This is a genomic window from Pseudomonas guariconensis, assembly GCF_040822035.1.
Taxonomy (GTDB): Bacteria; Pseudomonadota; Gammaproteobacteria; order Pseudomonadales; family Pseudomonadaceae; genus Aquipseudomonas; species Aquipseudomonas guariconensis.
In genome coordinates, this window is the sequence record NZ_CP162012.1 from 5194177 (window position 1) to 5219853 (window position 25677).

The following is a 25677-nucleotide window of genomic DNA, read 5'->3' on the forward strand; positions in this document are numbered from 1 at the left end:
CCAAGGAGTCATCATGACCAAGACCGTCATCAACAGCGACAAGGCCCCAGCCGCCATCGGCACCTACTCCCAGGCGATCAAGGCCGGCAACACCGTCTACATGTCCGGCCAGATCCCGCTGGATCCGAAAACCATGGAACTGGTCGAAGGCTTCGAAGCCCAGACCGTCCAGGTCTTCGAAAACCTCAAGGCCGTTGCCGAGGCCGCTGGCGGTTCGTTCAAAGACATCGTCAAGCTGAACATCTTCCTCACCGACCTGAGCCACTTCGCCAAGGTCAACGAGATCATGGGTCGTTACTTCGAGCAGCCTTACCCAGCGCGCGCCGCTATCGGCGTTGCCGCTCTGCCGAAAGGCTCCCAGGTCGAGATGGACGCGATCCTGGTCATCGAGTGATGCCTCCGGTGGCGGGCGCCCTGCCCGTCACCTTTCCTGCCCCAAGGTTTTACGCCATGCGCCATGCCCTGCCCCTTGCACTGGCAGCCCTGCTCCTGGGCGGCTGTGCCAGTCACAAACCTGAAGACTACAACGGCACCTGGATCAACCAGGACGCCATCGATGCCGCCGACGGCAGCAGCCTGCACCAGGCCCTGAGCAAAAAAGGGCCCGTACTCGAATGGAAAATCGACACCGCCAACCAGCAAGCCAGCTACAGCAACGGCTTCGAGGCAGTGGATGGTTACCTGAGCGCGAAGGAAGACCAGTGGCAGGCCAGCTTCACCGGCGGCCAGACCGAGCAACTGGACCTCAGTGGCGACAAACTGCGCGTCACCTCGCAAAACGGCAACAAGCAGACCTTCGTGAAGGTACCGACGGCCTCCGCCAACACACCGCTTGGCGGCAGTTTTGAAAAGGCCCTGTATACCGCCTATCTGGGTGGCGAGTGGAAGATCGTCGAGGGCCCGGGCAAGGGTGCGACGGTGCGCTTCGCCGACAACGGCAGCGTGACCGGCCTGCCGAATCTGGATCGCTACGCACTCTGCCTGGCGGGTGATTGCGCCGACATGGGCGGCGACAACGACAGCCTGTGGTTGGAGCGCAACCAACGAGGCGCGCCGTGGATATTCAAGCGCGACGGCGACACGCTGGAGATCCATCAAGCGGTCAATCGTGCCCAGCCAGACGAAAAGCCGCAGCTGGCCCCCGGCGCCCGGCAGTGGGTGCTTGAGCGCGACTGATTCGACCTCGCAAGTCCCTCGCTCCCACAGGCACCGCGGCACCCTCGATAACGCCACGGTGCCTGTGGGACGGGTTTAGCTGCGAAAACCCGAGGCGGTCCTGCAAGAAGCAGCCTTGATTGCGGTCTACCCTTTCAAGATCGCGGTGTACCCTTCCCTGTAGCTTGGATACTGTGGCGCCCATCCCAGCGCACGTGCTCGTGCATTGCTGCAGCGCTTGCTGCCGGTACGCCGAACGCGTTGCTCGTCCGACCATTCGCTCACGCCCATGTACTGGCGCAGCCAGTCCACTACCTCGGCCAAGGGTGCAGGGTCGTCATCAACGCCGATATAGCATGCGTCCAGCGCCACGTCCCGGGCGTCGGCCTGGAGCAGGAAGGCCAGCAAACCTGCCGCATCCTCGGCGTGGATGCGGTTGCCATACAGCGGCGGCTCCTCGGCCACCCGATAACCCTGACGCACCTGGCTGAGCAGCCATTCCCGACCCGGGCCATAGATGCCAGTCAGGCGCACGAGCGTTGCGGGCAGCCCGCTGTGCAGCGCCAAATGCTCGGCCTGCAGCATCACGCGGCCCGAATAGCTTTGAGGTTCGGTCACCGCGTCTTCGTCGACCCACTCGCCCTGCGCCTGCGCATACACACTGCTGCTGGACACGAACAGCAGCCGCCGGGGCTGCTGTCCACGCGCCTTTAGCCAATCGAGTACATGACGCAGACCGTCGACATAAGCGGCCTGGTATCCCGCCTCATCGTGTTGGCTGGCGGCCACGCAGTACACCAAATAGTCGGGCGAACGCTGGGGCCAGGCTGCCGGTATCGCGGGCTCGGAGAGGTCGGCGGCGATCGGCACGACGCCCGCAGGCAGGTGCTCGACCGAGCGTCGCAAGCCACTGACCTGCCAGCCCAGCGCCAGCAACTGGCGAGCTAGACGACCGCCTACATCACCGCAGCCAACGATCATCACGCAGGGTTCGGACATTTCAATCGCTCCACAGGCAAAGGTTCAGGCTAACCGGATTAATCGATAGGCGGCTAGACGATGGTTAAAAAAGGCAACTTTATTACTTCTGCTAACAAGAATTACTTGCAATAATGGCGCCCTATCTGTTCTCGGCCCGCCTCGAGGCCTTGGAGAACGTCACCTTTTTATCTTCATCAGGTCCGGCCAGCATGACACGTACACAATCCTCCGCTTCGCCAACCACGTCGCGCGCATGGCGCGCCATCGCCGCGCTGACCCTCAGCCTGGTGCTGGCCCCGGCCGCCATGGCCGATGAGCCTACCACCGCAGCCACCAGCGCCCCCGCTGCCGCTGCAGCACCTGCCGCCCCGGCTCCAACCGGTGAAACCCAGGCCCCCGCTGCTACCCCCAATGCCCAGGCACCTGCGGACGAGAACGTCCAGGCCCTGGTCGAAGACACCTCTCTGGGCATGGCACACGATCTTTCTCCCTGGGGCATGTATAAGAACGCCGACGTCGTCGTCAAAGCCGTGATGATCGGCCTGGCCATCGCCTCGCTGATCACCTGGACCATCTGGATCGCCAAGGGCTTCGAGCTGATGGGTGCCAAGCGCCGACTGCGTGGCGAAATCGCCTTGCTGAAGAAAGCAGCCAGCCTCAAGGAAGCGAGCGACGCCGCCAACAAGGCAGGCACCCTGGCCCACACCTTGGTCCATGATGCGCTGGACGAAATGCGCCTCTCGGTCAATGCCCGTGAGAAGGAAGGCATCAAAGAGCGCGTCAGCTTCCGCTTGGAGCGCCTGGTCGCCGCCAGCGGCCGCAGCATGAGCAGCGGCACCGGCATGCTTGCCACCATCGGTTCCACTGCGCCTTTCGTCGGTCTGTTCGGTACCGTCTGGGGCATCATGAACAGCTTCATCGGCATCGCCAAGACCCAGACCACCAACCTGGCCGTAGTCGCCCCCGGCATCGCCGAAGCCCTGCTGGCCACCGCCCTGGGCCTGGTCGCGGCCATTCCGGCCGTGGTCATCTATAACGTCTTCGCCCGCTCGATTGCCGGCTACAAGGCCCAGGTCTCCGACGCCTCGGCCCAGGTACTGCTGCTGGTGAGCCGCGACCTGGACCACCAGGGTGGCGAGCGCGTTGCCCCGCACATGGTGAAAGTGGGGTAAGCCATGGGCCTGCATCTGAACGAAGGTGGCGACGACCTCGCCGAAAACCACGAAATCAACGTCACGCCTTTCATCGACGTCATGCTGGTGCTGCTGATCATCTTCATGGTCGCCGCCCCGCTGGCTACCGTCGACATCAAGGTCGACCTACCAGCCTCGACCGCCAAGCCGGCGCCGAGGCCCGAGAAGCCGGTGTTCGTCAGCGTCAAGACCGACAAGAAACTCTATGTCGGCGATGACGAGGTGGCCCAGCGCGACCAGCTTGGCGCAATGCTCGATGCCAAGACCAAGGGTGACAAGGAAACCACGATCTTCTTCCAGGCCGACAAAGGGGTTGATTACGGCGACCTGATGGAAGTGATGAACACCATGCGCGCCGCCGGCTACCTCAAGGTCGGCCTGGTCGGTCTCGAAACGGCAGCCAAGCAATGACAACGACACGGTCCAACCTGGCGCGCTACGGCGTCAGCCTGGCGATCGTGCTGGGCGTGCATGTGCTGGCGGTGCTACTGACCCTGAACTGGTCCGTGCCCCAGGCCGTCGAGCTACCACCGGCAGCCATGATGGTCGAGCTGGCGCCGCTGCCCGCACCGGCACCGCCACCACCGCCCAAGGCCGCACCGCAGCCTCCGGCACCGGTCGAAGAGCCTCCGCTACCCAAGCTGGTAGAGGCGCCCAAGCCGAAGATCGCCATCGCCAAACCACCCAAGCCCAAGGCCAAGCCTCAACCGCCCAAGCCTGAGAAAAAACCTGAGCCGCCGAAGGATTTGCCACCGGCCAAGGAACAGGTCGCGGACACGCCGCCCAGCAACACGCCACCGCAGAAATCGGCGGCACCAGCGCCGAGCATCGCGTCCAATAGCAATGCGCTGCCGACGTGGCAGAGCGACTTGCTGCGCCACCTGGCCAAGTACAAGCGGTATCCGGAAGACGCTCGCCGCCGTGGTCTGCAAGGCATCAACAGGCTGCGCTTCGTGGTAGACGCCGAAGGCAAGGTGTTGTCGTTCTCGCTGGCCGGTGGTTCGGGCAGTGCGGCGCTGGACCGAGCGACCCTGGAAATGATCCGCCGGGCGCAGCCAGTACCCAAGCCGCCGAAGGAATTGCTGAACAATGGCCAGATCGAAGTCGTGGCGCCGTTCGTCTACTCGCTGGACCGTCGCTGATACTTTTGTTTCTGTCACAAAACAGCAAGTCTGATAACGTGCGTCTATCGATTGCAGCCGCTATGCTGGGGCCGCAACTTCATGGACGCACGTTATGACCCTCACAGAATTACGCTACATCGTCACACTCGCCCAGGAGCAGCATTTCGGCCACGCCGCCGAGCGTTGCCATGTCAGCCAGCCGACCCTGTCGGTCGGTGTGAAGAAACTCGAGGACGAGCTTGGCGTGCTGATCTTCGAGCGCAGCAAGAGCGCGGTGCGCCTGACCCCGGTCGGCGAAAGCATCGTCGCCCAGGCGCAGAAGGTTCTGGAGCAGGCCCAAGGTATTCGCGAACTGGCCCAGGCCGGCAAGAACCAACTCACCGCGCCGCTCAAGGTCGGTGCCATCTATACCGTCGGCCCCTATCTCTTCCCGCACCTCATTCCTCAGCTGCACCGGGTCGCCCCGCAGATGCCGCTGTACATCGAAGAGAACTTCACCCACGTACTGCGCGAAAAACTGCGCAACGGCGAGCTGGACGCGGTGATCATCGCCCTGCCGTTCAACGAGGCGGACGTGCTGACGCTGCCGCTGTACGACGAGCCCTTCTACGCGCTGATGCCCGCCGATCACCCTTGGACCGCCAAGAAGACCATCGACACCGCCATGCTCAATGACAAGAGCCTGTTGCTGCTCGGCGAGGGCCACTGCTTCCGTGATCAAGTGCTGGAGGCCTGCCCGACCATCAACAAGGGCGGCGAAGGCTCCAAGCACACCACGGTCGAATCCAGCTCGCTGGAAACCATCCGCCACATGGTCGCCTCCGGCCTTGGCGTGTCGATCCTGCCGCTGTCGGCCGTACACAGCCACCATTACGCCCCAGGCGTGATCGAGGTGCGCCCACTCACGGCGCCTTCGCCTTTCCGTACCGTCGCCATCGCCTGGCGCGCCAGCTTCCCGCGGCCCAAGGCCATCGAGATCCTCGCCGACTCGATCCGCCTCTGCTCGGTCGCCAAGCCGCCTGCGCAAAAATCGGCCTGACCCATGACCGAGCTGTCGACTGTCCCGGTGACCGCCCTCAAGGGTGTTGGCGAAGCCATGGCCGAGAAACTGGCCAAGGTCGGCTTGGAGAACCTGCAAGATCTGCTGTTCCACCTGCCGCTGCGCTATCAGGATCGCACCCGCGTGGTGCCCATCGGGGCTTTGCGTCCCGGTCAGGACGCGGTGATCGAAGGTGTGGTCAGCGGCGCCGACGTGACCATGGGCAAGCGCCGCAGCCTGGTGGTGCGCCTGGGAGATGGAACCGGCGTGCTGAGCCTGCGTTTCTATCATTTCAGCAATGCCCAGAAAGAAGGCCTCAAGCGTGGCACCCATTTGCGCTGCTACGGCGAGGCCCGCCCCGGTGCGTCGGGGCTTGAGATCTATCACCCGGAGTACCGGGCGCTCAATGGCAACGAACCGGCGCCACCAGTCGAACAGACCCTGACGCCCATCTATCCGAGTACCGAAGGCCTGACACAGCAACGCCTGCGCCTGTTGTGCCAGCAGAGCCTGGCCATGCTCGGCCCGCGCAGCCTGCCGGACTGGCTGCCCGAAGAACTGGCCCGGGATTACCACCTGGCGCCGCTGGACGATGCGATCCGCTACCTGCACAACCCACCGGCCGACGCCGACCTCGACGAACTCGCCGAAGGCCAGCACTGGGCCCAGCATCGCCTGGCCTTCGAAGAGCTGCTGACCCATCAGCTCTCCCAACAGCGCCTGCGCGAAAGCCTGCGCGCCCTGCGAGCCCCGGTATTGCCCAAGGCCAGCCGCCTGCCAGCGCAATACCTGGCCAACCTGGGCTTCAGCCCCACCGGCGCCCAGCAGCGAGTCGGCAACGAAATCGCCTACGACCTCAGCCAGCCCGAGCCGATGATGCGCCTGGTGCAGGGCGATGTCGGCGCAGGCAAGACGGTAGTCGCGGCCCTTGCCGCCTTGCAGGCCTTGGAAGCCGGCTACCAGGTGGCCCTCATGGCGCCTACCGAGATCCTCGCCGAACAGCATTACCTGACCTTCAAACGCTGGCTCGAGCCCTTAGGCATCGAGGTGGCCTGGCTGGCGGGCAAGCTCAAAGGCAAGGCGCGCGCCAGCGCCTTGGAGCAGATCGCCAGCGGTGTGCCGATGGTGGTCGGCACCCATGCGCTGTTCCAGGAAGAAGTGAAGTTTCGCCGCCTGGCCCTGGCGATCATCGACGAGCAGCACCGGTTTGGCGTACAGCAGCGTTTGGCCTTACGCCAGAAAGGCGTGGACGGCGCGCTGTGCCCGCACCAGTTGATCATGACCGCCACCCCGATTCCGCGGACGCTGGCGATGAGCGCCTACGCCGACCTGGACACCTCCATCCTCGACGAGTTGCCCCCTGGCCGTACCCCGGTGAACACCGTGCTGGTGGCCGACAGCCGGCGCTTCGAAGTGGTCGAGCGGGTACGCGCGGCCTGCGCCGAAGGGCGCCAGGCGTATTGGGTCTGTACCCTGATCGAAGAGTCGGAAGAACTGACCTGCCAGGCGGCAGAAAGCACCTTCGAAGAGCTGGGCAGCGCCCTGGGCGAACTGCGTGTGGGCCTGATCCACGGACGCATGAAACCGGCGGAAAAAGCCGCGGTGATGGCCGAGTTCAAGGCCGGCAATCTCCAGTTGCTGGTGGCGACCACCGTGATCGAGGTGGGCGTGGATGTGCCCAATGCCAGCCTGATGATCATCGAGAACCCCGAGCGCCTGGGCCTTGCCCAGTTGCACCAGCTGCGCGGTCGGGTGGGCCGGGGCAGCGCGGTCAGCCATTGCGTGCTGCTCTATCATCCGCCCCTGTCGCAGATCGGCCGTGAACGCCTGGGTATCATGCGCGAAACCAATGACGGCTTCGTCATCGCCGAGAAAGACCTGGAGCTGCGCGGCCCCGGCGAAATGCTCGGCACCCGCCAGACCGGTCTGCTGCAGTTCAAGGTAGCGGATCTGATGCGTGACGCAGACCTGCTCCCTGCCGTGCGTGATGCAGCCCAGGCGCTGCTGGCCCGTTGGCCCGACCATGTCAGCCCACTGTTGGACCGCTGGCTGCGCCATGGCCAACAGTACGGACAGGTGTGATACCGATCACGAAATGCACCCAAACCTAGAGGCCTGTTTTGCAGCCTCACGCTGCCTGGGCCACCATCGAAGCATAATGGATCCAGTTATCGCGCCGGGTGGTTATACTTCGCGTTTAAAAGAAAACCTTGGACTCAGACCATGACTGAAGTTGCCCTGGATACTTCGACCCCACACGCACCCTCTGTCATTCGGCTGTTGCTCGACAAGCTCGGCGTGCCCTACCGCGAAGTGCCCGAGCATGCGCAGCTACCGGTCAACGCTCGAGTCCAGGCGATCCTTCTCGACGACGAAGTCGGCGCTTTGATGGTGCTGTTCCCACAGAGCCAATTGCTGGACTTGAACCGCCTGACCGAGCTTACCGGTCGCAAGCTGGTGGCCGTGCCGGTCGCACGCCTTGCGCACATGCTCGACAAGCATGCCCTCAAGACCCTGCCGGGGATCCCGGCACTGACCAGCTACCCCTGCCTCTACGAAGCCAGCCTGCTGAAAGTCGACAATCTGCTGATCCAGTCCGGTGAGCCCGGCTTGCTGCTTGAGATCCCACGCGAAGCGTTCAAAGGCATGTTGAGCAAAGCCAGCGCGGGTAACTTCGGCGAACAGACCCACGACATCCGGCCCAACCTCGACCGCCCGCACGATGACCCCCAGGAAATCACCCGCGCCGTCCAGGCCTTCACCGCACGACGCATCCAGCAACGCCTCGAGCAGACCATCGAGATTCCTCCGCTGGCGGACACCGCACAGAAAATCATTAAACTGCGCGTCGACCCCAATGCCAGCATCGATGACATCACCGGTGTCGTGGAAACCGACCCGGCCCTGGCCGCTCAGGTGGTCAGTTGGGCAGCCTCGCCTTACTACGCCTCGCCCGGCAAGATCCGTTCGGTGGAGGATGCCATCGTGCGCGTACTGGGCTTCGACCTGGTGATCAACCTGGCCTTGGGTCTGGCGCTAGGCAAGACCTTGAGCCTGCCCAAGGACCACCCTCAGCAAACCACGCCTTACTGGCAGCAATCGATCTACACCGCTGCGGTTATCGAAGGCCTGACCCGTGCCATGCCCCGAGCCGAGCGACCTGAGGCCGGCCTGACCTACCTGGCGGGCCTTCTGCACAATTTCGGGTATTTGCTGCTGGCGCACGTGTTTCCGCCGCACTTCTCGCTGATCTGCCGCCATCTGGAGGTCAATCCGCACCTGTGTCACACCTACGTGGAGCAACACCTGCTGGGCATCAGCCGCGAACAGATCGGCGCCTGGCTGATGAAGCTGTGGGACATGCCTGAAGAGCTGTGCACCGCGCTGCGCTTCCAGCACGACCCGAGCTATGAGGGGGAGAATTCGGCGTTCCCCAACCTGGTGTGCCTGGCGATTCGCCTGTTGCGGGCCCGCGGTATCGGCTCAGGGCCTCAGGAGGAGATTCCCGAGGCCTTGCTGGAACGGCTGAGCCTGACCCGGGAAAAGGCCGACGATGTCGTGAACAAGGTGCTGGAGGCCGAGGCGTTGCTGCGCGAACTGGCCTCGCAGTTCCATGCCCCGCATTAAGCGGTGAGCAGCTGTGGGAGCAACCGTCTTGTGCACCGGCCTGCTCAGGTAAACCCGTGACCCCTAGAGGGTCGCGGCTTACCCGCCGAGAAGACAACAGGAAAAGCCGCTCCCCGTATCAACCCTTCTTCTTGGGCTTGAGGTATTTCATCAGGCCCTGGAACCAGATCACCAGCGCCGGATTGCCCTTGATCTGGATACTCTTGTCCTGAATGCCTTGCATGAAGGCCAGCTGCTTGTTGCTGGCCTGGAGCGTGGCGAAGCCAAAGGCTGCGTCCTTGAAGGCAATGGCGAAGGCCGGCTGCGGGTGCAGGCCCCCTTTACTGCTGATGCGCTCGCCGCTGACGATGAAATGCCGGCCAATCCGGCCATCGAGGGTCTGCATCTGGAACACCAGATCCTTGTCACGCAATTGTTGCTGGAACGCCGGATTGTTGCGGCTGGCCCTGGCCATCAACAGGCCCATGGCCCAGAGCAGGAAGCGAAACTTCATCAACACGCCTCGACTAAAAAGTGACTGAGCGGCGCAGTTTATCCTTTTATTGGTCGCTCAATGCAAATCTGCTGTTTCGATGATTTTACAGGTACCTGAATGCACAACGGGCGCCCAGGGCGCCCGTTTGGATAACCACTGTTATCGATGAAGGGTCATTTGCCTTTTTTCGCAGGCTTGGCGGGTTGGTTGACGCTGTCGCGCAGGTTCTTGCCGGGCTTGAAGGCAACAGTGTTGCTGGCTTTGATCTTGACGGGCTGGCCGGTCTGCGGGTTCTTGCCGGTGCGGGCGCCACGATGACGTTTTTCAAAAGTACCGAAACCGACCAGGGTGACCGTGTCCTTGTCCAGCGCACCGGTGATGCTGTCGAGGATCGCATTCAAGACCTGGTTGGCCTTTTCCTTGGTCAAGTCGGCCTTTTCGGCGATAACAGCGGCGAGTTCTGGTTTACGCATAGTGAAGCCTCTTATACGGGATTTCTTGTTGTTATTGCCGTGCTGCTTCGCGAAGCAGCGTTCAAGGCACCGCAGGCTCTAATCTGCGGCAGACGGGAGTGAGAATGGCACGCTCACCGAAGCCGCGCCAGTACTTGGGTGGCCATTGTCGCTTCAAGAACAGGACATACCCGACAGAGCGCCCGCTATTTACGCCATCAGGGGTGGCAACTGCCGATTGAGCGCCAGCTTTTCCATCACCGCCGTGCCGGTCAACGCATAGCCCAGCAGCTGGCCAGAGGCATCGCGGCAGAGCACCTTGAGGTCGGCGCCCTGCCCCTCGACCTGCCAGACACCTTCGCGCCCAAGTGGGGGCGGGGACACCACCAGCGGGCACGCTGGGGTTTTAACGGTCACTGGCATCGGCCCATAGGCGACAGCGGTAGGGTTGCCAGCGAGCGTCTGGGCCAAAGCACGGGCGCAGGTCATCAGCGGCATGACATAGAGCAGGTTGATTCCATCGACCTCGGCGCAATCGCCCAGGGCGAAGATATTGGCGTGGGAGGTGCGCAACTGCCGGTCCACCACCACACCCCGGTTTGTCTGCAAGCCCGCGGCAGCGGCAAGGTCCGTGCGCGGGCGCAGGCCGATGGCCGAGACCACCAGGTCACAGGCGATCACGCGGCCATCGGACAGGTGTGCCTCCAGGCCTTGTTCATCGCGCTGCAGGCGGGTCAGCACCGGCCCCAGATGAAAGCGGACCCCAAGCCCCTCCAGGCCCGCCTGTACCGCACTGGCCGCAGCAGGGTGCAGTAGGGTTGGCATCACTTGCTCACAAGGGGCGACCACATCGACTTCGAAGCCGCCAAGGCTCATGTCGTTGGCGAACTCGCACCCGATCAGGCCAGCGCCGAGGATCAGCACCCCGTGTTTGCCTGCCGCCGCGGCCCGAAAGCGCCCATAATCTTCAAGATCATTGATGGGGAAGACCAGGTCAGCCGCATCGCCCTCGATCGGCACTTGGACCGTCTGTGCACCCCACGCCAGGATGAGATCGCGGTACTCGACCGCCTCTTCACCGATCCACAGACGCTTGTGGCCAGGATCGATGCCACTGATGGGAGTATGGGTGCGGATTTCGGCCTTGAGCTGTTCGGCCATGGCGCCCGGCTCGGCCATGCACAGGCCGTCGGCATCCTTCTGCTTGGCAAAGCCGGTGGAAAGCATGGGCTTGGAGTAGGAACGGCCATCGTCGGCAGTGATCAGCAACAGCGGCGTATCGCTGTCGAGCTTGCGAAACTCCCGGGCCAGATTGTAGCCCGCAAGGCCGGTACCGATGATCACCACGGGGGACGTCATGTCATGCTCCTCTCGTTGAACAGGTGTGATCAGCCGATGGCGATCATTTCGAAATCACTCTTGCCGACACCACAGTCGGGGCACAGCCAGTCTTCCGGCACGTCTTCCCAGCGGGTGCCCGGGGCGATGCCGTCATCCGGCCAGCCTTCGGCCTCGTCGTAGATCAGGCCACAGACAATGCATTGCCACTTCTTCATCTCGTTCTTCCTCATCTAGATCAGGCGCGGCGGTACCGCAGGGGCTTTGTACTGGCCCTTCCAGCAGTATGCAAGCAACAGCGGCAAACATGTTAAGCTCGCCGCCTCTCTGGCTGTAACAAGCATACCGACGTGCCGTACGAAACCCCGCAAGCAGCCGCTGTCGCGTGGCTGCCGTATTCACAGCTGGCTGCCGGCATCGAACCGTCGATTCTCGACTGGCTCTTCGATCAAGGCTCCCTGACCCGCCGCCTGACCCACCTCTCCCGTGACCATTTCGCCGTCACCCCCCTGTTCGAGGGCTGGCAGCCCCTGCGCGATGACGAATGCCAAGCCTTGGGCCTGGCTCCTGGCGAAGAAGGCTGGGTGCGCGAAGTCTACTTGCGCGGCCATGACCAACCCTGGGTGTTCGCCCGCAGCGTGGCCGGGCGCAGCGCCCTGGAGCGAGGTGGCCTGGACCTCGAGACGTTGGGCAGCCGCTCGCTGGGCGAGCTATTGTTCTGCGACCAGGCCTTCACCCGTCACCCCATCGAAGTGTGCAGTTATCCACAGGCTTGGCTGCCGCCCGAAGCGCGCCATGCCAACCTGTGGGGGCGGCGTTCGCGGTTTGCCCGCGATGGCCTTGACCTGCTGGTGGCCGAGGTGTTCCTGCCGGCCCTGTGGCAAGCGGCCAAGGAGGATATCCGCTGATGTACCTGCAACTGCTCAAGTCGTTCAACCGCCTGCATCCCCGGGCCTGGGACTTCATCCAGCTCAGCCGCATGGACCGCCCGATCGGCATCTACCTGCTGCTGTGGCCCACCCTTTCTGCAGTGTGGATCGCCGGCAACGGCTCGCCGACGCTGGCCAATGTGCTGATCTTCGGCCTGGGCGTGGTACTGATGCGTGCCGCCGGCTGCTGCATCAACGACTTCGCCGACCGCAAGGTCGATGGCCATGTCAAACGCACCGCCGACAGGCCGCTGGCCAGCGGCCGGGTAAGGCCTCGCGAAGCGCTGATGCTGTTCGCGATCCTGGTGGGAGTGAGTTTCCTGCTCGTGCTGTGCACCAATACCCGCACGGTATGGCTGTCGTTCGGCGCGGTGGCATTGGCGTTCTGCTACCCATTCATGAAGCGCTACACCTACTACCCCCAGGTGGTGCTGGGTGCGGCTTACTCGTGGGGTATCCCCATGGCGTTCACCGCCGCAGGGGGCGAGCTGCCGGCCAGCGCCTGGCTGTTGTACATCGCCAATTTGCTGTGGACCGTGGGCTATGACACCTATTACGCGATGGTGGACCGCGACGACGACCTGAAAATCGGCGTGAAATCCACGGCAATCCTCTTCGGCGAAGCCGACCGGACCATCATCCTGACCCTGCAAATGCTGTCGCTGGGCTGCCTGTTGCTGGCGGGCAATCGCTTCGACATGGGGGGATGGTTCCACTTGGGCCTGCTTGCGGCAGCTGGGTGCTTTGCCTGGGAATACTGGTCAACGCGCAAGCTGGACCGGGAATCGTGCTTCAAGGCCTTCCTGCACAATCACTGGGCAGGGATGCTGATCTTCATCGGTGTGGTGGTGGACTACGCATTGCGCTGAGCCCTGCACCATCGCTGTGGAACGGGTTTAGCCGCGAATCGATGATGATTGCACCTTCGCATTCGCGGGTAAACCCGCTCTGTAAGGTTCAAGGCTTGGCGATATGCCAGACGTCCTTCACGCCGTCACCGGTCTTGTCCCCGGCTTTCTTGTCCTTGATGAAGGTATACAGCGGCTTGCCGTCATAAGCCCACTGCTTGGTCCCATCATCGCGGGTGACCTGGGTCCACTTGTCCTTGGCGGGCTCGTCTTCGGCCTTGACCATCAACGGTGGCCAGTTCTTGGCGCACTCGCCGTTGCACATGGACTTGCCGTCGGCATCCTTGTCGAAGGTGTAGAGGGTCATGCCAGCATGATCGACCCACATGCCATCCTTTTCCATCGCGTGGTGGGCCGATGCCACCCCCGGTAGCGCCAGCGCAGCGAAAAGGGCCATCCAGCTCAGCGTATGTCGTGTCATTGGAATCACCATGGTTTCGGGGGGTGTAAATGAGGTTTCGCCACCGCCGTGGCGGCCCCTTCAAGCCTAGTCCAGTCATGGAATGTCGCCAGAATCGCCAATGTCCTGTCACACAGCTGCAATAATTCCGTTATCTAATGCGGGCCAAGACACAGTTCCTGGGAGAGGTTTTACGCAATGGTTGGCAGAAACATTCTGATCGTCGACGACGAAGCGCCCATTCGCGAGATGATCGCCGTTGCATTGGAAATGGCCGGCTATGACTGCCTGGAAGCGGAAAACTCCCAGCAAGCCCATGCCATCATCGTCGATCGCAAGCCGGACCTGATCCTGCTCGACTGGATGCTGCCCGGCACCTCGGGTATCGAGTTGGCCCGGCGCCTGAAGCGCGATGAACTGACCGGCGACATCCCGATCATCATGCTCACCGCCAAGGGTGAAGAGGACAACAAGATTCAGGGACTGGAAGTCGGCGCCGACGACTACATCACCAAGCCGTTCTCGCCTCGTGAGTTGGTCGCGCGTCTCAAAGCCGTACTGCGCCGCACCGGCCCCAGCGACAGCGAGGCGCCGATCGAAGTGGGCGGCCTGCTGCTCGATCCGATCAGCCACCGCGTGACCATCGACGGCAAGCCCGCCGAAATGGGCCCTACCGAATACCGCCTGCTGCAGTTCTTCATGACCCACCAGGAGCGCGCCTACACCCGGGGCCAGTTGCTCGACCAAGTCTGGGGCGGCAATGTCTATGTCGAGGAACGCACCGTCGACGTGCATATTCGTCGCCTGCGCAAGGCATTGGGTGAAGCCTACGAAAATCTGGTACAAACCGTCCGAGGCACCGGCTACCGCTTCTCGACCAAGAGCTAGCTGCAAGCGCCAAGCTTCAGGCGGCACGCGCCGGCAGCGCCGAACAGCTTGCCGCCAGGCTTGGAATAAAGGACTGAACAGCACCACCGATCCGCTTCTTCTTGCAGCTTGAAGCACACAGCTTGCAGCTTGAAGCTGGATCCGAAGGATCCCCTCAATTGAACCAGAACTGGCACGCGACCTTGATTCGCCACATGCTGCTGCTGATCACCGTCTGCCTGATCGGCGGGCTGGTCAGCGGCTACTACGGCTGGAGCCTGGCCATCGGTCTTGCGCTCTACCTGGGTTGGACCCTCAAGCAACTGCTGCGCCTGCACGACTGGCTGCGCAATCATCAGCCCGACGAAGCCCCGCCCGATGGCTACGGCCTGTGGGGCGAGGTGTTCGACAGCATCTACCACCTGCAACGTCGCGATCAGCGGGTGCGCGGCCGCCTGCAGGCGGTGATCGACCGGGTGCAGGAATCCACCGCGGCGCTGCGCGATGCGGTGATCATGCTCGACAGCGAAGGCAACCTCGAATGGTGGAACCGCGCCGCTGAAACCCTGCTGGGCTTCAAGACTCCACAGGATGGCGGCCAGCCGGTGACCAACCTGGTGCGCCACCCGCGCTTCAAGGAGTACTTCGAATCGGAGAACTACGTCGAGCCGCTGGAGATCCCCTCCCCGATCAACGACCGGATGCGGGTCCAGCTTCACATCACCCGCTATGGCAACAACGAGCACCTGATGCTGGTACGCGACGTCACCCGCATCCATCAGCTCGAGCAGATGCGCAAGGATTTCGTCGCCAACGTCTCCCACGAGCTGCGCACCCCCCTGACGGTCATCACAGGGTACTTGGAAACCCTGCTGGACAACGTCGACGACGTGAACCCACGCTGGGGCCGGGCGCTCCAGCAGATGAGCCAGCAAGGCGCACGGATGCAGACACTGCTCAACGACCTGCTGCTGCTGGCCAAGCTCGAAGCCACCGACTATCCCTCGGACAATCAGCCCGTGGCCGTCGAGGCCCTCCTGCAATCGATCAAGGGCGACGCTCAAGCGCTGTCCGGCCCACGCAACCAGCGCATCACGCTGGAGGCGGCGCCTGGCGTGCGCCTCAAGGGCAGCGAGTCGGAACTGCGCAGCGCCTTCTCCAACCTGGTGTTCAACGCCGTGAAGTACACCCAGGACGAAGGCAACATCCGCATTCGCTGGTGGGCGGACGAGCAAGGTGCTCACCTCTCCGTGCAGGACTCCGGCATCGGCATCGATGCCAAACACCTGCCCCGCCTGACCGAGCGCTTCTACCGGGTCGACTCCAGCCGCGCCTCCAATACGGGCGGCACAGGACTTGGCCTGGCGATCGTCAAGCACGTGCTGCTGCGCCATCGTGCACGCCTTGAGATCAGCAGCGTGCCAGGCCACGGCAGCACCTTCACCTGCCATTTCGCACCTGCCCAGGTGGTGACGAACAAAGCCTGAAACCACGGCACCGCAGGCGCGATTTTACCCGCCGACGCCGGCACAGCCGGTGCATGACCTGGTTAGCGGCTGAACCCGCTCCCACGAGGTGCGTGCCAGCCGTGCAGGCGGCGTTGCCACCAACGGGGTGATAGCGCGCCCTTTGCTTTTGCAGCTTCAACCGCTACATTGGATCCCCTGTGCCAGCCAACGCTGGCACTTTTTTTCTCCCTAATTCAAAGACGGACCCTGTAAAAACTCCATCATGGACCCTTCCCCTGGTTTCAGCTTCATCTCCCTCTTCGCCGACTTCGGCATGATTCTCTTTGCCTTCCTTCTGGTGCTGCTCAACGGCTTCTTCGTTGCCGCCGAGTTCGCCATGGTCAAGTTGCGCGCGACCCGCGTCGAGTCGATCGCCGAACTGCACGGCTGGCGCGGCAGCATCCTGCGCAAGGTTCACAACCAGCTGGACGCCTACCTGTCGGCCTGCCAGCTGGGCATCACCCTGGCCTCCCTGGGCCTGGGCTGGGTCGGTGAGCCGGCCTTCGCGCACCTGCTCGAGCCGCTGCTAGCCGCCGTTGGCGTCGATACGCCGGAGCTGGTCAAAGCGATCTCGTTCTTCGTCGCCTTCTTTGTGATCTCCTACCTGCACATCGTGGTCGGCGAGCTGGCGCCCAAGTCCTGGGCGATCCGCAAACCCGAGCTGCTGTCGCTGTGGACGGCGGTGCCGCTGTACCTGTTCTACTGGTTGATGTACCCGGCGATCTACCTGCTCAACGCCAGCGCCAACACCATTTTGCGTATCGCCGGCCAGGGCGAGCCTGGACCGCACCACGAGCATCATTACAGCCGCGAAGAACTCAAGCTGATCCTGCATTCGAGCCGTGGCCAGGACCCAAGCGACCAAGGCATGCGTGTACTGGCTTCGGCGGTGGAGATGGGCGAACTGGAAGTGGTCGACTGGGCCAACTCCCGCGAGGACATGGTCAGCCTCGATGCCAAAGCACCGCTCAAGGAAATCCTGGCGATGTTCCGTCGCCACAAGTTCAGCCGCTACCCGGTCTACGACGCCGAGCGCGAAGAGTTCGTGGGGCTGTTGCACATCAAGGACCTGCTGCTGGAACTGGCCGAAATGGACCACTTCCCAGAAACCTTGGACCTGGACGACCTGGCTCGCCCGCTGGAGCGCGTCTCGCGGCACATGCCGCTGTCCCAGCTGCTGGAGCAATTCCGCAAGGGCGGCGCGCACTTCGTGCTGGTCGAGGAAGCCGACGGCAAGGTGATCGGCTACCTCACCATGGAGGACGTGCTGGAAGTGCTGGTCGGCGACATCCAGGACGAGCACCGCAAGACCGAACGCGGCATCCTCGCCTACCAGCCGGGCAAGCTGCTGGTACGTGGCGACACGCCATTGTTCAAGGTCGAACGGCTGCTGGGGGTGGATCTGGACCACATCGAGGCCGAGACCCTGGCAGGTCTGGTCTATGAAACGCTCAAGCGCGTACCGGAGGAAGAGGAAGTGCTGGAGGTCGAAGGCCTGCGCATCATCATCAAGAAGATGAAAGGGCCGAAGATCGTGCTGGCCAAGGTACTGAAGCTCATCTGACTGCTCTGGGGGCGCTTTGCGCCCCATCGCTGGCTGGCGCCAGCATCCACAGCGCCCCCTGCAAGCTCAAGGGTTGCCAGCGGTGAAGTCTGGCATCCCTCCGATCGGTCGGTCGAACTGGTAGGGGATCGACTCCAGCGCCAACCCCACGTTGCGCTGCACCACGAAATGCAGGTGGGGCCCGGTGCTGTTGCCGGTATTGCCCGACTTCGCCAATGGCGCCCCCTGCAACACCCGCTGCCCTTCGCTGACCACCACCGACCCGCGCATCAGATGCAGATAGACACCCATGGTGCCATCCGGGTGCAGGATCCTGACGAAGTTGCCCGCCGGGTTGTTGCCACGGCCCGTCTGGTTGTTCTCGATCTTCACCACCACCCCGCCCCGCGCCGCGACGATCGGCGTGCCTTCGGGCATGGCGATGTCCATGGCGTAGCGCCCTTTGGGGCCAAAGTGGCTGAAGCGCCCGTTCGGGCCCTGGCTCAGCCGGAACGGCCCTCCTTGCCAGGGGAACGGATAGCGAAACGCCTGTGGGCGCCGCGCGGGGTCACCCAGGGCATAGCGCAGTTTCGAATCGTATTTCACCCGCTCGCCGGGCAACGCCGCCAGTACCGTCAGCACCTGCGTCGAGCGCGGCGGCACCACGCGCCGGACGATCCGGGGCGCACTGCCGCCCTGGACATTGGCCAGGCGCTGCAAACGCAGCTCGACCTCCACCGGCGCGAACAGATCGTTACGCACGAAAAAGCGCGTACCGCCCGCAAAATCGACTGTACGCAAACGCACCTGGCGCTCCAGCCGCTCGAACATCGGCTCGCGCAGCACGAACGCTTTGGCACCAGGGCTTGGGTGTTCAGAGTAGGAGACCACGCCGTAAGCATCGGTGGTCTTGTACAGCGTCATGCCCACGCTCGACGCCGAGACCGTGAGCAAGGCACAGAACAGCAGCAGACGAGTTGGCATGGCGGTGGCTTTTTGACAGTTATTGTGTCTGGAAGCCTAGCAGTCGGATTTCAAAGGGGTATTGCAGTTGGTCGGGAAATGAGCAATTGGCCATCACTGGCGCCCCGCTTCACCCGCGAAAAGGGGCAAAGCCCGTGGTATCCATGGACGGTGGCTGCTTCACAAGTAAAACCCGCTCCCACACGTGCTCCGCGGATACCTGTGGGCGGGTTTACCTGCGCGCAGCCGCGCTCCGGATTGGCGATCTAGGCGCCGGGGGTGAAGTGCTTCTGCGCGGTTCCGCGGGCGATCAGGCGCGACAGGTAGTCGAGCTTCTGCGCATCCTGGTCGACGAACTTGAACGTCAGTTGCAGCCAGTCACTTTCAGGCTTGGGCTCCAGGGCGGCGATGGCGTGCAGGTAGCCATTGAGCCGGGCGACTTCGGCGTTCTCGCCTTGCTCCAGGTCCAACACCGCCCCTTCGAGCACCTGTGGCAGCGTGGGGCTGCGACGAACCACCAGCAAGGCTTCCTTGAGGCTCAATGCCTTGATCACGCAGGGCTGGGTACCGCTGGACAAGCGCAACTGCCCCTGGCCACGTCCACTCTGGGCGGCGGCGGCCGTCTTCGGGGTCGGCGCGTTGATCAGCGGTTTGCCAGGCGCAGGTGCCGGCGCAGCGGCAGCAGCCACCGGAGCCTTGACCGTCTCGGGGCGACCGCCGGTCAGGGCACTGAGCGAGTCATTGGCAAATGCCGAGTTGACCCGCGCCGGTGCGCTGGCCATCAGGCTGTCGAGCTTGCCGAGCTTGGTCAGCGACTTCTTCACCTTGGTCAGCAGTTGCTCGTTGGTGAACGGCTTGCCCACAAAGTCGGAAACACCGGCCTGGATGGCCTGGATCACGTTTTCCTTGTCGCCACGGCTGGTCACCATGATGAACTGCAAGTCCTTGTACTCCGGCTGCTGCCGGCACCAGGTGAGCAGTTCCAAGCCAGACATCTCCGGCATTTCCCAATCGCACAGGACCAGGTCGAACCGCTCCTTGCCCAGCATGGCCATGGCCTTGCGGCCGTTGACCGCATCTTCGATGACGATGCCTGGGAAGGCATTGCGCAGACACTTCCTCACCAGGTCACGGATGAATGGCGCATCATCCACGACCAGCACATTGACCTTACTCATCGATACTCCTCTTGAACCCCGACTAGCATACCGCCGACTGATGGCCATTTGCCAAACCACTGGTCACGCCGGGACTCCTCTGGTCATTCGCGGGTGCCTGCTGGCTGCTCGACCGCAAACGAAAACGCCCGGCCTAGGCCGGGCGTCGATGCTCGGGAGCAATCCTACTTATCGTCCGATTCGGCCGGAACATTAGCGATTTCGCCATCGTCGGCCGCTTCGCCCAGCACTTCGGCCTTCATGCGTTTGAGGCCCATGTGACGCACGTCGGTGCCGCGCACCAGGTAGATCACCAGTTCCGAGATATTGCGCGCATGGTCGCCGATGCGCTCCAGCGAACGCAGGGCCCAGATCACGCTCAGCACGCGGGAGATCGAGCGCGGATCTTCCATCATGTAAGTGACCAGTTCACGCAGGGCGGTCTTGTACTCGCGGTCGATGGTCTTGTCGTACTGGGCCACCGAGAGGGCGAGATCCGCATCGAAACGGGCGAAGGCGTCCAGCGCGTCACGCACCATGTTGCGGACCTGGTCACCGATGTGGCGCACTTCGACGTAGCCGCGTGGCGACTCGCCTTCCTCGCACAGCTGAATGGCGCGGCGGGCGATCTTGGTCGATTCGTCGCCGATGCGCTCCAGGTCGATCACCGACTTGGAGATGCTGATGATCAGACGCAGGTCAGAAGCCGCCGGCTGACGACGGGCGAGGATGCGCACGCACTCTTCGTCGATGTTGCGCTCCATCTGGTTGATCTGCTCGTCGACTTCACGCACCTGCTGGGCCAGGCCCGAGTCGGCCTCGATCAACGCGGTGACGGCGTCGTTGACCTGCTTCTCGACCAGGCCACCCATCGCCAGGAGGTGGCTGCGAACCTCCTCGAGCTCGGCGTTGAACTGCTGGGAGATGTGGTGGGTAAGGCTCTCTTTGTTGATCATGCTTTCGCTCCGCGAAGTTGCAAGCCCCAAGCTGCAAGCTTCAAGTGGTTCGTGTCGTTCCCTGGCGCCGCGCTAACCGCTTTTTCTGGCAGCTGGCAGCTTGATGCTTGCAGCTGCGCCAAAGGCGCCCTTAGCCGTAACGACCGGTGATGTAGTCTTCGGTCTGCTTCTTCGCCGGATTGGTGAACAGCGTGTCGGTATCCCCGAATTCGACCAGTTTGCCCATGTACATGAAGGCGGTGTAGTCCGATACGCGGGCCGCCTGCTGCATGTTGTGGGTCACGATGACGATGGTGTATTTGGATTTCAGTTCGTAAATCAGTTCTTCGACCTTCAGCGTCGAGATCGGGTCCAGGGCCGAGCAAGGTTCGTCGAGCAGCAGCACCTCCGGCTCAACGGCAATGGTACGGGCAATGACCAGACGCTGCTGTTGACCACCGGACAGGCCCAGGGCCGAGTCGTGCAGGCGGTCCTTGACCTCATCCCACAGGGCCGCGCCCTTGAGGGCCCACTCGACGGCTTCGTCGAGCACGCGCTTTTTGTTGATGCCCTGGATGCGCAGGCCGTAGACCACGTTTTCATAGATGGTCTTGGGGAACGGGTTGGGCTTCTGGAACACCATGCCGACGCGGCGGCGCAGCTCGGCCACATCCTCGCCCTTGCGGTAGATGTTGTTGCCGTACAGGTTGATCGCGCCTTCCACGCGACAACCGTCGACCAGGTCGTTCATGCGGTTGAAGGTGCGCAGCAAGGTCGACTTGCCGCAGCCGGACGGGCCGATGAAGGCGGTCACGCGCTGCTTGGGAATGTTCATCTTCACGTCGTACAGCGCTTGCTTGTCGCCGTAAAACAGGGACAGACCCGGGACTTCGATGGCCACGGTTTCTTCGGCCAGGCGCAGGCTCTGCTTGTCGCGGCCCAGGGCGGACATGTCGATGCCGTGGGCGTGGGATTCATGCTGCATGTTCTCACTCCGTTCGTAGCTGCAAGCTTCGAGCTGCAAGCTGCAAGTTGGGTCAAAGCGGCAATCTGCTTGGAGCTTGCCGCTTGAAGCTTAAAGCTGAAATCAGCTGTCGAGGGCCTTGTACTTCTCGCGCAGGTGGTTACGGATCCACACCGCCGAGAGGTTGAGGGTCGCGATCACCAGCACCAGCAGCAGCGCGGTGGCGTACACCAGCGGCCGTGCGGCCTCGACGTTGGGGCTCTGGAAGCCGACGTCGTAGATGTGGAAGCCCAGGTGCATGATCTTCTGGTCCAGGTGCAGGTACGGGTAGTTACCGTCCACCGGCAGCGATGGCGCCAGTTTCACCACACCCACCAGCATCAGCGGCGCCACTTCGCCCGCGGCACGGGCCACGGCGAGGATCATGCCGGTCATCATGGCCGGACTGGCCATTGGCAGAACGATCTTCCACAGGGTCTCGGCCTTGGTCGCGCCGAGCGCCAGGGAGCCTTCGCGCACCGTACGTGGGATGCGCGCCAGGCCTTCCTCGGTGGCCACGATCACTACCGGCACTGCCAGCAGCGCCAGGGTCAGCGAGGCCCACAGCAGGCCCGGGGTACCGAGGGTCGGCGCCGGCAGGGCTTCGGGGAAGAACAGGCGGTCGATCGAGCCACCCAGCACATAGACGAAGAAGCCCAGGCCGAACACGCCATAGACGATCGCCGGAACACCCGCCAGGTTGTTCACTGCAATACGGATCAGGCGAGTCACCGGGCCCTGCTTGGCATATTCACGCAGGTAGACCGCCGCCAGTACACCGAACGGGGTAACGATCACGGCCATGATCAGGGTCATCATCACGGTGCCGAAGATGGCCGGGAAGATACCGCCTTCGGTATTGGCTTCACGCGGGTCGTCGCTCAGGAACTCCCACACCTTGCTGAAGTACACGCCCAGCTTGGTCATGACAGACATGCCGTTGGGCTGGTAGGCATGGACCACCTTGCTCAGGTTGATCTCCACTTCGCGGCCATTGCCGTCGCGGGCCACCAGGCTGTCGCGGGCGAATGCCTGGTGCAGGCCGGTCAGGCGCTCTTCGATGGCCTTGTAGCGAACGTTGAGCTCGGCACGCTCAGCGTCCATGTCCGCCTGGGCGGCAGCGTCCAGCTTGCCGTCCAGCTCGAGCTTGCGAGCCTGCAGGCGCAGACGCTCAAGACCATGGTTGATGGCACCGATGTCTTTCTTCTCGAGGGTCTGCAGCTCTCGGGCCAGCTGGTCGGCGCGCTTGAGGCGACTCTGCAGCTCAGCCCAGGCGGCAGGGCCTTCGGCGACCACACGGCCTTCTTCCTTGACGCTCGCCAGGTAGCCATAGAAATTGCCCCACTCGCGGCGCTCCAGGGCAATCAAGTCGGCCGGCTTCTGCTGGTCGACCAGCCAGTCGCCTACCAACCAGGTGAAGTCGCTGCCGTTGAGGTCGCGGTTACCCACCTTGACCAGCTCGCGGGTCATGAACTCCGGGCCTTCGTCCGGAACCGGCAAGCCGGCGCCCTTGAGGCGGGCACGTGGCACTTCTTCTTTCTGCACCACCTCTGCGATGATCACATGATCGCCCTGGCCCGGCACCTTGTAGGTGGCCTGGATCAGGTCGGCTGGCCAGAAGTGGCCCAGGCCGCGGACGGCGATCACGGCGAGCAGGCCGACGGTCATGATCACCGCCATGGCGACCGCGCCACCGCTGATCCAGACGCCAGGGGCGCCGCTCTTGAACCAGCCTTTGAGGGAATCCTTTTTCACGGATCTCTACCTTTCTATCAAAGCGACGAGTATTTCTTGCGCAGACGCTGGCGAATCAGCTCGGCCAAGGTGTTCATGATGAATGTGAACATCAGCAGCACGAGGGCAGCGAGGAACAGCACACGGTAGTGGCTGCCGCCGACTTCGGATTCGGGCATTTCCACCGCCACGTTGGCGGCGAGGGTGCGCATGCCTTCGAACAGGTTCAGCTCCATGACCGGGGTGTTGCCGGTGGCCATGAGCACGATCATGGTCTCGCCCACCGCACGGCCCATGCCGATCATCAGCGCCGAGAAAATACCCGGGCTTGCGGTGAGGATGACCACGCGGGTCAGGGTCTGCCAGGGTGTCGCACCCAGGGCCAGGGAGCCCAGTGTCAGGCTGCGTGGCACACTGAATACAGCGTCTTCGGCAATGGAGTAGATGTTCGGGATGACGGCGAAGCCCATGGCGATACCCACTACCAGGGCGTTGCGCTGGTCATAGGTGATGCCCAGGTCATTGGTGATCCACAGACGCATGTCGCCGCCGAAGAACCAGTTCTCCATGAACGGGCTCATGAACAGGGCGAACCAACCGATCACCAGGATGACCGGGATCAGGATCGCCGCCTCCCAACCGTCCGGGATACGCAGGCGGATCGACTCCGGCAGGCGGCTCCAGGCAAAGCCGGCGGCGAGGATGCCGATCGGCAGGATCAGCAGCAGGCTGAACACACCTGGCAGGTGCCCTTCCAGGTACGGTGCCAGGAACAGGCCGGCGAAGAAACCGAGAATCACCGTCGGCATCGCTTCCATCAGCTCGATCACCGGCTTGACCTTGCGACGCATGCCCGGGGCCATGAAGTAGGCGGTGTAGATAGCGGCGGCGATGGCCAGAGGCGCGGCCAGGATCATCGCGTAGAAGGCGGCCTTCAGGGTGCCGAAGGTCAGCGGCGACAGGCTCAGTTTGGGCTCGAAATCGGTGTTGGAAGCCGTGGACTGCCAGACGTACTTCGGCTCGTCATAGTTCTCGTACCAGACCTTGCCCCACAGCGCGCTGAAAGACACTTCCGGGTGCGGGTTCTTCAGGCTCAGTGGCAACAGCTTGCCGCCTTGCTCGATGATGATGCGGTTGGCGCGTGGCGACAGGGCCAGCACGCCGGCGCCTTCCGCGACCGGCTCGACCAGCAGGGTGCGGTGGGCGGTGCTGTGGAACACGCCCAGCTTGCCTTCGCTGTCCAGCGCGACGAAGCCCTTGCGACGCTCTTCGGCATCGATCTGCACGACCGGCGCCTTGCCCAGTTGGAAGCTACGGATCAGCTTGAAGCGCGACTCGCCATCCGGGTCGCGAGCCATGAACCACTGGCTCAGGCCACCCTTGGAATCACCGAAGATCAGCGAGATGCCGCCGACCAGTTGGGCGCTGGCAGTGATTTCGGTGTCGCCATCCTCAGACAGTTTGTAGCGACCATTGAGGCTCTTGTCGCGCAGGCTGAAGACGTCGGCGATGGCACGACCGTTGACCACGTACAACCATTGCTGACGCGGATCGACGAAGATGGCCTTCACCGGCTCGGTCATCTGCGGCAGCTCGATGCGGTTCTGCTCGGTGGTGACTTCGCCGGTCATCATGTTTTCCTGACGGGTCAGCTCGGTCACGTGCAGTTGCGAACCGGTAGAGCCAGCCAGCAGCAGGGTATCGCCGTTGACGTTGACACTCACGTGCTCCAGCGCGCGGCCCTGTGGGTCGAGTACGAACGGCGCCTGACCATAGGGGTAGTCGATACCCGCATCGATGGTCTTCTTGTTGTCCGGATAGGTGATCTTGTAGGTGTGGTAGAACACCAGCGCCTGGCCGTTGGACAGACCAAGCACCACCAGCGGGCTGCCCGGCTGGTCGGCGCTGATGGACGTCACTTGAGTGCCTGCCGGCAACGGCAGGTCGACATGCTCGACTTCGCTGCCGGTCTTGGTATCGAAGAACAGCGCCTGGCCCTTATCGGAAACGCGCATGCCCACGAGGTTCTGCTCCTCGAGGGCGATCATCAGCGGCTTGCCGGCATCCTGTTGCAGCCACGTCGGCTCCAGCGCTTTCTTGCTGGTCAGCTCGGCGCCCTGGAACAGCGGCAGGACCACGTAGGCCAGGTAGAAGAAGATCAGGGTGATGGCTGCCAGCACGGCAAGCCCGCCAACCAGTACATACCAGCGGGTCAGGCGATCCTTCAGCGCACGCAGGCGGCGCTTGCGTTGCAGCTCGGGCGTATTGAAGTCAATCCGCACGGGGGGAGAATTTTGGGTCATGGTGGAGTTGGCCAGATCATTCATGCGCACACCCTAGCGGTCC

General features: G+C 63.0%; 25 protein-coding genes. 13 read left to right on the forward strand and 12 right to left on the reverse strand.

Annotated elements, in window-relative coordinates:
* Positions 1–13: 13 nt before the first annotated feature.
* Entirely contained in the window at positions 14–394 is a 381-nt protein-coding gene (locus AB1N67_RS24165) for a RidA family protein (RefSeq protein WP_043209898.1), read from the forward strand.
* Between the two features lie 56 nt (positions 395–450).
* A complete protein-coding gene (locus tag AB1N67_RS24170; protein WP_090344200.1) occupies positions 451–1176 on the forward strand; it encodes a hypothetical protein in 726 nt (241 codons plus the stop codon).
* A gap of 126 nt (positions 1177–1302) precedes the next feature.
* Here the strand turns inward: AB1N67_RS24170 and AB1N67_RS24175 are convergent, their stop codons facing one another.
* Entirely contained in the window at positions 1303–2154 is an 852-nt protein-coding gene (locus tag AB1N67_RS24175; protein WP_102081152.1) for an SDR family oxidoreductase, read from the reverse strand.
* A 191-nt stretch (positions 2155–2345) separates the two neighbouring features.
* Between AB1N67_RS24175 and exbB the strand changes: the two genes are divergently transcribed.
* From exbB to AB1N67_RS24205, 6 genes are all read left to right on the forward strand, one after another.
* Positions 2346–3308: a tonB-system energizer ExbB gene (gene exbB / locus AB1N67_RS24180; protein WP_253131357.1), complete on the forward strand. Its 963-nt coding sequence runs from the start codon at positions 2346–2348 to the stop codon at positions 3306–3308.
* A 3-nt stretch (positions 3309–3311) separates the two neighbouring features.
* Complete coding sequence (gene exbD / locus AB1N67_RS24185; RefSeq protein ID WP_043209902.1) at positions 3312–3740, forward strand: TonB system transport protein ExbD; 429 nt, start codon at positions 3312–3314, stop codon at positions 3738–3740.
* Positions 3737–4471, forward strand: a complete 735-nt coding sequence (locus AB1N67_RS24190) for an energy transducer TonB (RefSeq protein WP_043209905.1) — start codon at positions 3737–3739, stop codon at positions 4469–4471. Before exbD ends, AB1N67_RS24190 begins: the two co-directional genes overlap by 4 nt.
* A gap of 94 nt (positions 4472–4565) precedes the next feature.
* Positions 4566–5492 carry a LysR substrate-binding domain-containing protein gene (locus tag AB1N67_RS24195; protein ID WP_367863446.1) on the forward strand — a complete coding sequence of 309 codons (927 nt, stop codon included), beginning with the start codon at positions 4566–4568 and terminating at the stop codon, positions 5490–5492.
* 3 nt (positions 5493–5495) lie between these two features.
* The gene (recG, locus tag AB1N67_RS24200) at positions 5496–7574 is read left to right on the forward strand and encodes an ATP-dependent DNA helicase RecG (RefSeq protein WP_090344197.1); all 2079 of its coding nucleotides are present in this window, start codon (positions 5496–5498) and stop codon (positions 7572–7574) included.
* Positions 7575–7715: 141 nt separating this feature from the next.
* Positions 7716–9119 carry an aminoacyl-tRNA deacylase and HDOD domain-containing protein gene (locus AB1N67_RS24205; RefSeq protein WP_043209911.1) on the forward strand — a complete coding sequence of 468 codons (1404 nt, stop codon included), beginning with the start codon at positions 7716–7718 and terminating at the stop codon, positions 9117–9119.
* Between the two features lie 118 nt (positions 9120–9237).
* Here AB1N67_RS24205 and AB1N67_RS24210 read toward each other — a convergent pair whose 3' ends face one another.
* The 4 genes from AB1N67_RS24210 to AB1N67_RS24225 form a co-directional block, all read right to left on the reverse strand.
* Positions 9238–9612, reverse strand: a complete 375-nt coding sequence (locus tag AB1N67_RS24210; protein ID WP_043209913.1) for a hypothetical protein — start codon at positions 9610–9612, stop codon at positions 9238–9240.
* A 155-nt stretch (positions 9613–9767) separates the two neighbouring features.
* Entirely contained in the window at positions 9768–10067 is a 300-nt protein-coding gene (locus AB1N67_RS24215; protein ID WP_043209915.1) for an HU family DNA-binding protein, read from the reverse strand.
* A gap of 189 nt (positions 10068–10256) precedes the next feature.
* Positions 10257–11405 (reverse strand): NAD(P)/FAD-dependent oxidoreductase, encoded by a 1149-nt coding sequence (locus tag AB1N67_RS24220; protein WP_367863447.1) that lies wholly within the window; start codon positions 11403–11405, stop codon positions 10257–10259.
* Between the two features lie 29 nt (positions 11406–11434).
* Positions 11435–11602, reverse strand: coding sequence for a rubredoxin (locus tag AB1N67_RS24225; RefSeq protein WP_011536423.1), 168 nt, complete (start codon positions 11600–11602; stop codon positions 11435–11437).
* Positions 11603–11734: 132 nt separating this feature from the next.
* Here AB1N67_RS24225 and AB1N67_RS24230 point away from each other — a divergent pair, with 132 nt between their 5' ends.
* Both AB1N67_RS24230 and ubiA read left to right on the forward strand, forming a co-directional pair.
* Positions 11735–12292: a chorismate lyase gene (locus tag AB1N67_RS24230; protein ID WP_367863448.1), complete on the forward strand. Its 558-nt coding sequence runs from the start codon at positions 11735–11737 to the stop codon at positions 12290–12292.
* Positions 12292–13182, forward strand: coding sequence for a 4-hydroxybenzoate octaprenyltransferase (gene ubiA, locus AB1N67_RS24235; RefSeq protein WP_367863449.1), 891 nt, complete (start codon positions 12292–12294; stop codon positions 13180–13182). Before AB1N67_RS24230 ends, ubiA begins: the two co-directional genes overlap by 1 nt.
* An 88-nt stretch (positions 13183–13270) precedes the next feature.
* Here the strand turns inward: ubiA and AB1N67_RS24240 are convergent, their stop codons facing one another.
* Positions 13271–13642: a hypothetical protein gene (locus tag AB1N67_RS24240; RefSeq protein WP_043209922.1), complete on the reverse strand. Its 372-nt coding sequence runs from the start codon at positions 13640–13642 to the stop codon at positions 13271–13273.
* A gap of 177 nt (positions 13643–13819) precedes the next feature.
* Here AB1N67_RS24240 and phoB point away from each other — a divergent pair, with 177 nt between their 5' ends.
* The 3 genes from phoB (at position 13820) to AB1N67_RS24255 (ending at position 17560) form a co-directional block, all read left to right on the forward strand.
* Positions 13820–14509, forward strand: coding sequence for a phosphate regulon transcriptional regulator PhoB (phoB, locus tag AB1N67_RS24245; protein ID WP_003253341.1), 690 nt, complete (start codon positions 13820–13822; stop codon positions 14507–14509).
* A 158-nt stretch (positions 14510–14667) separates the two neighbouring features.
* Entirely contained in the window at positions 14668–15975 is a 1308-nt protein-coding gene (gene phoR, locus AB1N67_RS24250) for a phosphate regulon sensor histidine kinase PhoR (protein WP_043209923.1), read from the forward strand.
* Positions 15976–16219: 244 nt separating this feature from the next.
* On the forward strand, positions 16220–17560 hold the full coding sequence (locus tag AB1N67_RS24255) for a hemolysin family protein (protein WP_043209925.1): 1341 nt from the start codon (positions 16220–16222) through the stop codon (positions 17558–17560).
* 66 nt (positions 17561–17626) lie between these two features.
* On the opposite strand, the gene AB1N67_RS24260 is transcribed toward AB1N67_RS24255, so the two are convergent.
* The 6 genes from AB1N67_RS24260 to AB1N67_RS24285 form a co-directional block, all read right to left on the reverse strand.
* On the reverse strand, positions 17627–18523 hold the full coding sequence (locus tag AB1N67_RS24260; protein ID WP_090344185.1) for a M23 family metallopeptidase: 897 nt from the start codon (positions 18521–18523) through the stop codon (positions 17627–17629).
* 245 nt (positions 18524–18768) lie between these two features.
* On the reverse strand, positions 18769–19680 hold the full coding sequence (locus tag AB1N67_RS24265; RefSeq protein WP_367863450.1) for a response regulator: 912 nt from the start codon (positions 19678–19680) through the stop codon (positions 18769–18771).
* 164 nt (positions 19681–19844) lie between these two features.
* On the reverse strand, positions 19845–20615 hold the full coding sequence (gene phoU, locus AB1N67_RS24270; protein WP_043209928.1) for a phosphate signaling complex protein PhoU: 771 nt from the start codon (positions 20613–20615) through the stop codon (positions 19845–19847).
* A 130-nt stretch (positions 20616–20745) separates the two neighbouring features.
* Positions 20746–21579, reverse strand: coding sequence for a phosphate ABC transporter ATP-binding protein PstB (gene pstB, locus AB1N67_RS24275; protein ID WP_043209930.1), 834 nt, complete (start codon positions 21577–21579; stop codon positions 20746–20748).
* Positions 21580–21681: 102 nt separating this feature from the next.
* Complete coding sequence (pstA, locus tag AB1N67_RS24280) at positions 21682–23352, reverse strand: phosphate ABC transporter permease PstA (RefSeq protein WP_367863451.1); 1671 nt, start codon at positions 23350–23352, stop codon at positions 21682–21684.
* Between the two features lie 17 nt (positions 23353–23369).
* Positions 23370–25658 carry a phosphate ABC transporter permease gene (locus tag AB1N67_RS24285; RefSeq protein WP_367863452.1) on the reverse strand — a complete coding sequence of 763 codons (2289 nt, stop codon included), beginning with the start codon at positions 25656–25658 and terminating at the stop codon, positions 23370–23372.
* Positions 25659–25677 lie beyond the last annotated feature (19 nt).

What these genes read in the sequence shown, in the direction of transcription:
- AB1N67_RS24165 (WP_043209898.1), top strand. Translation starts at nt 14, where the DNA reads ATGACCAAGACCGTCATCAACAGCGACAAGGCCCCAGCCGCCATCGGC.
- AB1N67_RS24170 (WP_090344200.1), top strand. Translation starts at nt 451, where the DNA reads ATGCGCCATGCCCTGCCCCTTGCACTGGCAGCCCTGCTCCTGGGCGGC.
- AB1N67_RS24175 (WP_102081152.1), bottom strand. Translation starts at nt 2,154, where the DNA reads ATGTCCGAACCCTGCGTGATGATCGTTGGCTGCGGTGATGTAGGCGGT.
- exbB (WP_253131357.1), top strand. Translation starts at nt 2,346, where the DNA reads ATGACACGTACACAATCCTCCGCTTCGCCAACCACGTCGCGCGCATGG.
- exbD (WP_043209902.1), top strand. Translation starts at nt 3,312, where the DNA reads ATGGGCCTGCATCTGAACGAAGGTGGCGACGACCTCGCCGAAAACCAC.
- AB1N67_RS24190 (WP_043209905.1), top strand. Translation starts at nt 3,737, where the DNA reads ATGACAACGACACGGTCCAACCTGGCGCGCTACGGCGTCAGCCTGGCG.
- AB1N67_RS24195 (WP_367863446.1), top strand. Translation starts at nt 4,566, where the DNA reads ATGACCCTCACAGAATTACGCTACATCGTCACACTCGCCCAGGAGCAG.
- recG (WP_090344197.1), top strand. Translation starts at nt 5,496, where the DNA reads ATGACCGAGCTGTCGACTGTCCCGGTGACCGCCCTCAAGGGTGTTGGC.
- AB1N67_RS24205 (WP_043209911.1), top strand. Translation starts at nt 7,716, where the DNA reads ATGACTGAAGTTGCCCTGGATACTTCGACCCCACACGCACCCTCTGTC.
- AB1N67_RS24210 (WP_043209913.1), bottom strand. Translation starts at nt 9,612, where the DNA reads ATGAAGTTTCGCTTCCTGCTCTGGGCCATGGGCCTGTTGATGGCCAGG.
- AB1N67_RS24215 (WP_043209915.1), bottom strand. Translation starts at nt 10,067, where the DNA reads ATGCGTAAACCAGAACTCGCCGCTGTTATCGCCGAAAAGGCCGACTTG.
- AB1N67_RS24220 (WP_367863447.1), bottom strand. Translation starts at nt 11,405, where the DNA reads ATGACGTCCCCCGTGGTGATCATCGGTACCGGCCTTGCGGGCTACAAT.
- AB1N67_RS24225 (WP_011536423.1), bottom strand. Translation starts at nt 11,602, where the DNA reads ATGAAGAAGTGGCAATGCATTGTCTGTGGCCTGATCTACGACGAGGCC.
- ubiA (WP_367863449.1), top strand. Translation starts at nt 12,292, where the DNA reads ATGTACCTGCAACTGCTCAAGTCGTTCAACCGCCTGCATCCCCGGGCC.
- AB1N67_RS24240 (WP_043209922.1), bottom strand. Translation starts at nt 13,642, where the DNA reads ATGACACGACATACGCTGAGCTGGATGGCCCTTTTCGCTGCGCTGGCG.
- phoB (WP_003253341.1), top strand. Translation starts at nt 13,820, where the DNA reads ATGGTTGGCAGAAACATTCTGATCGTCGACGACGAAGCGCCCATTCGC.
- AB1N67_RS24255 (WP_043209925.1), top strand. Translation starts at nt 16,220, where the DNA reads ATGGACCCTTCCCCTGGTTTCAGCTTCATCTCCCTCTTCGCCGACTTC.
- AB1N67_RS24260 (WP_090344185.1), bottom strand. Translation starts at nt 18,523, where the DNA reads ATGCCAACTCGTCTGCTGCTGTTCTGTGCCTTGCTCACGGTCTCGGCG.
- AB1N67_RS24265 (WP_367863450.1), bottom strand. Translation starts at nt 19,680, where the DNA reads ATGAGTAAGGTCAATGTGCTGGTCGTGGATGATGCGCCATTCATCCGT.
- phoU (WP_043209928.1), bottom strand. Translation starts at nt 20,615, where the DNA reads ATGATCAACAAAGAGAGCCTTACCCACCACATCTCCCAGCAGTTCAAC.
- pstB (WP_043209930.1), bottom strand. Translation starts at nt 21,579, where the DNA reads ATGCAGCATGAATCCCACGCCCACGGCATCGACATGTCCGCCCTGGGC.
- AB1N67_RS24285 (WP_367863452.1), bottom strand. Translation starts at nt 25,658, where the DNA reads ATGAATGATCTGGCCAACTCCACCATGACCCAAAATTCTCCCCCCGTG.